Origin of the sequence: Mesorhizobium sp. (genome assembly GCF_005063415.1) — a bacterium.
GTDB lineage: Bacteria > Pseudomonadota > Alphaproteobacteria > Rhizobiales > Rhizobiaceae > Mesorhizobium.
This window is the reverse complement of sequence record NZ_SUEG01000201.1, coordinates 1-7671: the sequence shown is the minus strand read 5'-3', so window position 1 is coordinate 7671 and position 7671 is coordinate 1. Positions and strand designations below refer to the sequence as shown.

Annotated in this window: 7 protein-coding genes; 3 read left to right on the top strand and 4 right to left on the bottom strand. The window is 63.4% G+C overall.

The window, feature by feature from the left end:
- The 3 genes from E5W70_RS29485 to E5W70_RS29475 form a co-directional block, all read right to left on the bottom strand.
- Positions 1-363 (bottom strand): aldehyde dehydrogenase family protein (locus E5W70_RS29485; RefSeq protein WP_292664814.1); only part of this gene is annotated, 363 nt, incomplete at its 3' end.
- 13 nt (positions 364-376) lie between these two features.
- Entirely contained in the window at positions 377-1426 is a 1050-nt protein-coding gene (gene deoC / locus E5W70_RS29480; RefSeq protein ID WP_292664813.1) for a deoxyribose-phosphate aldolase, read from the bottom strand.
- A 162-nt stretch (positions 1427-1588) separates the two neighbouring features.
- A complete protein-coding gene (locus tag E5W70_RS29475) occupies positions 1589-2416 on the bottom strand; it encodes a ferredoxin--NADP reductase (RefSeq protein ID WP_292664812.1) in 828 nt (275 codons plus the stop codon).
- Between the two features lie 218 nt (positions 2417-2634).
- On the opposite strand from E5W70_RS29475, the gene E5W70_RS29470 reads away from it, so the two are divergent.
- From E5W70_RS29470 to E5W70_RS29460, 3 genes are read left to right on the top strand one after another with little or no spacing between them, the layout of a single operon-like run.
- Positions 2635-4719 carry a hydantoinase/oxoprolinase family protein gene (locus tag E5W70_RS29470; protein WP_292664811.1) on the top strand — a complete coding sequence of 695 codons (2085 nt, stop codon included), beginning with the start codon at positions 2635-2637 and terminating at the stop codon, positions 4717-4719.
- Position 4720: 1 nt separating this feature from the next.
- Positions 4721-6436 carry a hydantoinase B/oxoprolinase family protein gene (locus E5W70_RS29465; protein WP_292664810.1) on the top strand — a complete coding sequence of 572 codons (1716 nt, stop codon included), beginning with the start codon at positions 4721-4723 and terminating at the stop codon, positions 6434-6436.
- Positions 6408-7133: a hypothetical protein gene (locus tag E5W70_RS29460; protein WP_292664809.1), complete on the top strand. Its 726-nt coding sequence runs from the start codon at positions 6408-6410 to the stop codon at positions 7131-7133. Before E5W70_RS29465 ends, E5W70_RS29460 begins: the two co-directional genes overlap by 29 nt.
- A gap of 31 nt (positions 7134-7164) precedes the next feature.
- Here the strand turns inward: E5W70_RS29460 and E5W70_RS29455 are convergent.
- The coding region (locus tag E5W70_RS29455) for a methionine ABC transporter permease (protein ID WP_292664808.1) at positions 7165-7671 on the bottom strand (507 nt) is incomplete at its 5' end.

The following is a 7671-nucleotide window of genomic DNA, read 5'->3' as shown; positions in this document are numbered from 1 at the left end:
GCCGTTGTCGATCGATTCCAGCACTGCGAACAGCCGCTGGTGGCGTTGCATGGCGCGGCCGATGGCATAGAGCACTTTGGCTCGGCTGTAGCCGGTGCTGGCGCTCCATTTCGGCAGCGCTTTTGTGGCGGCCGAAACCGCCGCGTCGATATCGGTGGCACCAGCGTCCGACACCTTGGCCAGCAATTTGCCGGAGGCGGGATCGCTGGTGTCGAAGGTCTTGCCATTTGCAGCTGCTTTCCAGTCGCCGCCGATGAACAACGCTTTGGAGAAATCACGGGTCGCCAGCCAGGCATCGGCCTCGTTGCGGGCTTCCGGCGCCGGGCCGTAATCCATGGCGTGATAGCGTTCGAGAATGTTCATGAAGCGCTCCGAATCACGCCATCGCGTGGCGATGATTGGCCGAGTAGTGGCCGGTCAGATGATGCTCGAGCTGGCGCTCGATGTCGGTCAAAAGGCTCGATGCTCCGAAGCGGAACAGCTCCGGCTCCAGCCACGGCCGGCCCAGCTCTTCCTTCATCAGCACCAGCCAATCGAGCGAGGCTTTTGCCGTGGAAATGCCGCCGGCCGGCTTGAAGCCGATGAGATAGCCGGTTTCCTCGAAATAGGTGCGGATGGCGCGCACCATGGCAAGGCCGACTGGCAGCGTCGCGTTGACGCTTTCCTTGCCGGTCGAGGTCTTGATGAAATCCGCACCCGCCATCATTGCCACCATCGAGGCGAGCATGACGTTGCGCAGCGTGGCGAGGTCGCCGGTGCCGAGGATCACCTTCAGATGCGCCTCGCCGCAAGCGGCGCGCATCGAGACGATCTCGTTATAGAGCTCCTGCCATTTCGCCCCGAATACCAGGCCGCGCGGGATGACGACGTCGATCTCGTCAGCGCCGTCCCGGACCGATGCTTCGATCTCCTGCAGACGTGTCGAAAGCGGTGCAAGGCCATGCGGGAATGCCGTGGAAACGGCGGCGACATGGACGCCGCTGCCGCGCAGCGCCTCGACGGCAGTGGCGACGAAGGGATGATAGACGCAGACCGCCGCCGGACGGATCTTTTCACCGGCAATGCCGAGCCCCTCGGCAATGTCGCGGCGGAACGGGTTGACTGCCTTGGCACAGAGCCGGCGCACGCGCTCTTCCGTGTCGTTCGAGTTCAGCGTCGTCAGGTCCATGCAGGCGACGGCGCGCAGCAGCCAGGCGGCCTGGTTATCGGCCTTGATCGAGCGTCGTTTGGTCAGGCTGGCGACGCGGCGTTCCAGCGCCGAACGGTTGACGCTGCGCATCGATTCCATGAAGCCGAGATCGAGCCTCATGCCGGGATTGCGAGCAATGCCATGGACTTGCGGCATCGACGCATTGGCCGCGGTGCGCGCCGGCAGCGGCGTGATCTTGGACGTGCCGAGATCGGTTTCGCGGATTGTGCTGCTCATCTCCTGCCCCTTGTTCAGCGACTTATGCCGAAGATAGACCGTGAAGCAGCGCTTCACGAGTCCTTCAAGCGGTCATAGCTGAAAAAGGCTGCAAAGACAGCTGATTTTGACCATATGGTCAAAATCACAATCTAGGAAATCGGGCATTGAAGCATCGCGGCCTTAGCCGACGAAGGCGCGCTCGACGACGAAGCTTGCCGGATGATGCAGTGAACCTTCCTGAAAACCGAGGCTTTCAGCCAGCTCCTTGACGTCCTTCAGCATATGCATCGAGCCGCAGATCATGATGCGGTCGGTCTCGGGATTGAGCTTGTCGATGCCGAGATCGGTGTAGAATTTGCCCGAGCCGATCAGCGCGGTAATGCGGCCCATTCGCTCGGAGGTCTCACGCGTCGTTGAATTGTAGAGCGTGACGCGGCCACCAGTCAGCTCGCCGATCAGCGGATCGTTCTCCAGCGCCGCCACTAGCTCCTGGCCATAGGTGAGCTCGGCATTGTCGCGGCAGGTATGGGTCAGGACCACCTGCTCGAACTTCTCATAGGTGTCGGGATCGCGCAGCAGGCTGGCGAAGGGCGCAATGCCGGTGCCGGTCGAGATCATGAACAGGCGCTTGGCCGGGGTCAGCGCGTCGACCACCAGCGTGCCGGTCGACTTCTGCCGCATGATGACGGTGTCGCCGACCTGGATCTTCTGCAGCTCCGAAGTGAGCGGGCCGTCCGGCACTTTGATCGAGAAGAATTCGAGTTCGTCGTCCCAGGCAGGGCTGGCGATCGAATAGGCGCGGAACACCGGCTTCTCGGCATTGGGCAGGCCGATCATGACGAACTCGCCGGAGCGGAAGCGCAGCGACTGCGGCCGGGTGATGCGGAACGAAAACAGCCGGTCGGTATAGTGCTTCACCGAGACGACGGTTTCGGCATAGACATTGGCCGGTATCGGGAACTGCAACGGCCGGGCGCCGGCGGTGTTGAACGCGGATGTGGTGTTCATCAAACCTAACCTTCTGGGCCAGCTCAGCGCCCGCGCCAAATCTTCACCTGCGCGCCCGAACCTGTCAGGTTCCAGCGTGCCGTTTGCACACTCCGAAGCGGTAAGCTCTTGTGTCCGGAATTTATTAGTATACAAACGATATTTGCGTCAAGACGCCGCCGTAAAACAGCTTTCCAAACTGAGGCACGTAAGCAGTTCGGGCATTTCGGGTTTCGACAATGGAACAGAATTTTTCGGCGCAAGCTCTGGATTCGGCGGGCAGTGTCGTCGCCGGCATCGATGTCGGCGGCACCTTTACAGACCTGCTTCTGATCGACGGCCGTAACGGTGGCCGGGTGCATATCGCCAAGACCCCGACCACGGTCGACAACCAGGCCTTCGGCGTCGTTGCAGCGCTTGGTGCCACCGGCTTTCCGATCGACGGCATCGACCTTATCGTGCACGGCACGACGACCACAACCAACGCCGTGCTCGAACGCCGGCTGGCAAAGACCGGCATGATCACCACGCGCGGCTTTCGCGACGTGATCGAGCTAGGCCGGCGGACACGGCCGCAACCCTATGGCATGACAGGCACTTTCGTGCCGATCATTCCGCGCAATCTGCGGCTCGAAGTGTCGGAGCGGATCGAGGCCTCGGGCGCGGTACGCATCGCGCTCGACGAGGCCGAGATGCGGGCAGCGATTTCACAACTGATCGCCGCCGGCTGCGAATCCCTCGTCATCCATTTCCTGCATTCCTATGCCAATCCGGCGCATGAGCGGCGCGCAGCCGAGATCGCCGCCGAGCTTTGGCCGAACGGCTACATCACGACAGGCCATGCGCTGCTTTCGGAAGCGCGCGAATTCGAGCGCGGCGTGACCGCTTCGGTCAACGCCTCGGTGCAGCCGATCCTCGAACGCTATGTCGAGCGGCTGCGCAAGGAGCTGGCGTCAAAAGGCTACGCCCGCGACTTCCTGATCATGAACGGCAATGGCGGCATGATCTCGGCCCGCTTTGTCACACGTGAGTCGGCCAAGACCGTCATGTCCGGCCCCGCTTCCGGCGTCATTGCCGCCGCCTATACCGGCAAGCGCGCCGGCTTCGAAAACCTGGTCACCTACGACATGGGCGGCACCTCGACCGATGTGGCGCTGATCCGCAACGCCGAGCCGGCGGTGTCGAACGAGATCGAGATCGAGTATGCCATGCCGATCCATGTGCCGATGGTGGCGGTGCATACGGTCGGGGCCGGCGGCGGCTCGATCGCCCGCGTCGATGCGGCCGGCCTGATCCAGATCGGCCCGGAAAGCGCCGGCGCCAATCCCGGGCCGATCTGCTACGGACGCGGCGGCTTGGAGCCGACCATCACCGACGCCAATCTGGTGCTCGGCCGGCTGGCGCCGAAGAAGCTGCTTGCGGTGGAAAACCCGGTCACCGTCGAACGGGTCACCGGCATATTCGAGGACAGGATCGGCCGCGCCACCGGCCTGTCCGGCGTCGAGGCGGCGGGTGCCGTGCTGCGGCTCGGCAACGTGAAGATGGCCGGCGCCATCCGCATGGTGTCGGTGTCGCGCGGCCACGACCCGCGCGATTTCGCGCTGTTCGCCTTCGGCGGCGCCGGGCCGCTGCATGCGACGGCACTGGCGCGCGAGCTCGGCTTGCCCAAGGTGTTGGTGCCGGCGCGGCCAGGCATCACCAATGCACTCGGCTGCGTCGTCGCCGATCTGCGCCATGATTTCGTTAATACAGTCAACCAGCCGGTGGCCAGTCTCGATGAAACCCAACTTCACGGGGTATTGGAACGGCACCGAAACGAAGGCGAGGAGCTGATCGGCAAGGAAGCGGTGAAGCCGGAAATGATCCGCGTCACGCATTCCGCCGACATGCAGTTCGTCGGCCAAACTCACATCATCAACGTGCCGCTGCCGTCGTCTGCGGTGACACGCGAGGTATTGCAGCAACTGTTCGAAAAAGCCTATTTCGCCCGCTTCAAGGTCGAGCTGCCGGAGATCCGCGCCAATTTGGTCAACCTCAACACCTCGGTGACCGGCGTGCGGCCGGCGATCGATCTGTCCCGGCTGATCGATCCGGCTGGCCGCGCCAAAACGCTTGACGAGGCGCGGCGCGAAGTCAGGCCGGTCTGGTATAGCGGGCGCTGGCACGACACGCCGGTCTACAGCAGAGAGAAGTTGCCGCTCGACGCAACAATCGAAGGTCCGGCGATCCTCGAACAGATGGACGCCACCACGGTGCTGGAGCCCGGCGACCGGGCGCGATCGGATGCCGACGGCAACATCATCATCAATATCGGTGAGGCCTGAGATGCAAAAGCTCGACGCCATCACCCTTTCGGTCATCCAGGCGGCGCTACAGCAGGTCTGCGACGAAATGGACCTGACGTTTTCGCGCGCCGCCTTTTCACCTGTCATCGCCGAGGCCAATGACCGTTCGGATGGCATCTATTCGGCAGTCGATGGTTCGCTCATCGCGCAAGGCAGCCAGGGCTTGCCGGTGTTCGTCGGCGTCATGCAGTATTCGACCAAAACGGTGATCGAGATGATCGCCAACGGTCGCTGCCTGCCGCCCGAGCCAGGCGATATCTACATCGTCAACGATCCCTATCTCGGCGGCACCCATCTCATGGATGTGCGCTTCGCCATGCCGGTCTACCGGAACGGCAAGATATTCTGCTGGCTGTCGAACACCGGCCACTGGCCCGACATCGGCGGTTCGGTGCCGGGCGGCTTTTCCGCCTCGGCAACAGCGGTCGAGCAGGAAGGCTTGCGGCTGCCGCCGGTGAAATTATTCAAGAAGGGCGTGCTCGATCGCGAGATCTACGCCATCATCTGCTCGAACATCAGGGTTGCCGACCAGCGCATCGGTGACATCCGCGCGCAGGCGGCGGCACTGCTGATCGGTCAAGACCGACTGAACGGAATCCTGGATCGTTACGGGAATGAAACGGTCGTCGATGCGATCGCCGAATTGCGGCGCCGCGCCGCCGAACAGATGCGCGCGAACATATCGGCCATTCCCGACGGCATTTATCGGTCGCAGGCTTTTGTTGATTCCGACGGCGTGGTCAACGAGCCGCTGATCATCGCGCTGGCCGTCGAGAAAAAAGGCGACACGCTCAGCTTCGACTTCTCGGGGTCGTCAAAGCCCTGCGCCGGGCCGATGAACAGCGTGCTGGCGACGACCTTGTCCTCGGTCTATCTCGCCATGCGGCACATTTTCCCCGACGTGCCGATCAGCGCCGGTGCCTTCGAGCCGCTGATCGTCAAGCGGCCGGAAGGCACCTTCCTCGACGCCAAATATCCGCGGCCGGTGTCGGGCTGCGCAGCCGAAGTCTCGCAGCGCATTGCCGAGGCGGTGTTCGCGGCGATGGTGCAGGCGCTGCCGGACAAAGTGACGGCGGCTCCGGCCGGCTCCAGCGGCAATTTCGCACTCGGCGGCAACGATCCGGTCCGTGGCCGCGACTACGTCATGTACCAGATTTCCGGCGGCGGCTATGGCGGCAATGCCGGTCACGACGGCCTGACCAATGGCTGCTCGACCATCGGCATTTCCAAATCGCCGCCGGTCGAGATCATGGAGCAGGCCTTCCCGGTGCTCTACCGCCACTACGCCCTGCGCGAAGGCTCGGGCGGCGCCGGCAAGCATCGCGGGGGTTTCGGGCTTGCCTATGAGGTGGAAATCCTGCGCGGCGACGCCCGCGCCTCCTTCGTCATGGATCACGGCCGGTTCGGCCCGCAAGGCGCGCTCGGCGGCAAGGACGGCGCGGTCAACACGGTGACCGTGTTCCGCGACGGCGAGGCGCATGTGCCGCCGCACCTCTCCAAGGAGCAGGACATCGCGCTGAAGGCCGGCGACCGCGTGCGCGTCGGCACGCCGGGCGGCGGCGGCTATGGCGATCCCCTGCAGCGCGATTCGGAACTGGTCGCTCGGGATGTCAGGCTAGGGTACTATTCCGCCGAGCAAGCCAGGGACCTGTTCGGAGTCGCAACGGATGACCAACTCAAATCCCCTGGAGGCTGATCTCTCGTCCGAACTGGCCCATGCGGTCGAGCGCGTCTATGCCGCTTTCGCGTCTTATCCATCGCCTCGCCACCTGCATGGCTCGCCGTACAAGGATTTGGAATCGATCTTTCGGGGAGTATCCAGTGGTCCGCTTCGGGAGCTCAGCGGTGAAAACCTCGGCTCCTATGCCGGATCGGCCATATGGACGGTCGGCGACGTCGATGACTACCGGCACTTTCTGCCGAGAGTCCTTGAACTTGCCACCCAAGGCGAACCTTGGATCGGGTTCGACGCCAACGTGATTGCCGCAAAGCTCGAAAGGACCTCCTGGCGCGATTGGCCGTTGGAAGAACAGCAGGCTGTCGAGGCGCTGTTTCAGGTTGCCTGGCGAAAAGCGATGACCTTGCATCCCGATGAAGGGAACGCGGTTCCCTGGCTGGAGGGCATAGTGCTTGCCGGAATGGATGTAGCAGCTGCATTAGCGGCATGGCGTGAAAGCCCTTACCCCGAGGCCACGTTGCACTGTGCGGACTTGATTACCGGCAACATCAAGACACTCGACAAGGGGCACGTGATCTTCAGCGAACAGGTCACCACATGGCTTCTATCCGACCGTCTCGCCCGGCACTTGTTCACCGTCGCGGTCGAGGTTCCCTGCGCTCAGACGATCGCGAAAAACTCGCTTGGGCGAGCGAGACCATCGAGAACAATTTGAACAAAGGCATTGATTGGCCGCGTTTCGCCGGTCACGCCCTGTGGTCCAGCCTCGCGACCAGCCGGTCGCCGGCCCACTGGATGCCGCAGACCAGGACGATCAGGACGATGACCACGGCGATCATGACTGACGTTTCGAAGCGCTGGTAACCATAGCGGATGGCGAGGTCGCCCAGCCCGCCGGCGCCGATGGCGCCGGCCATCGCCGAGGCGCCGATCAGCGTCACCAGCGTCACCGTGAAACCGGCGACGATGCCGGGCAACGCTTCCGGCACCAGCACCTCGCGAATGATCGTCCAGCGGTTGCCGCCCATGGCGCGCGCCGCCTCGATCAGCCCGTGGTCGACCTCGCGCAGCGACACTTCGGCGATCCGGGCATAGTAGGGCGTCGCCGCGATCGACAGCGGCACAATCGCTGCCCAGGTGCCGATCGAGGTGCCGACGATCAGCCGCGTCACCGGGATCAGCGCAACCAGCAGGATGATGAAAGGCACCGAGCGGAAGCCGTTGATGACAGCGCCAAGCGCGCGGTTCACCCA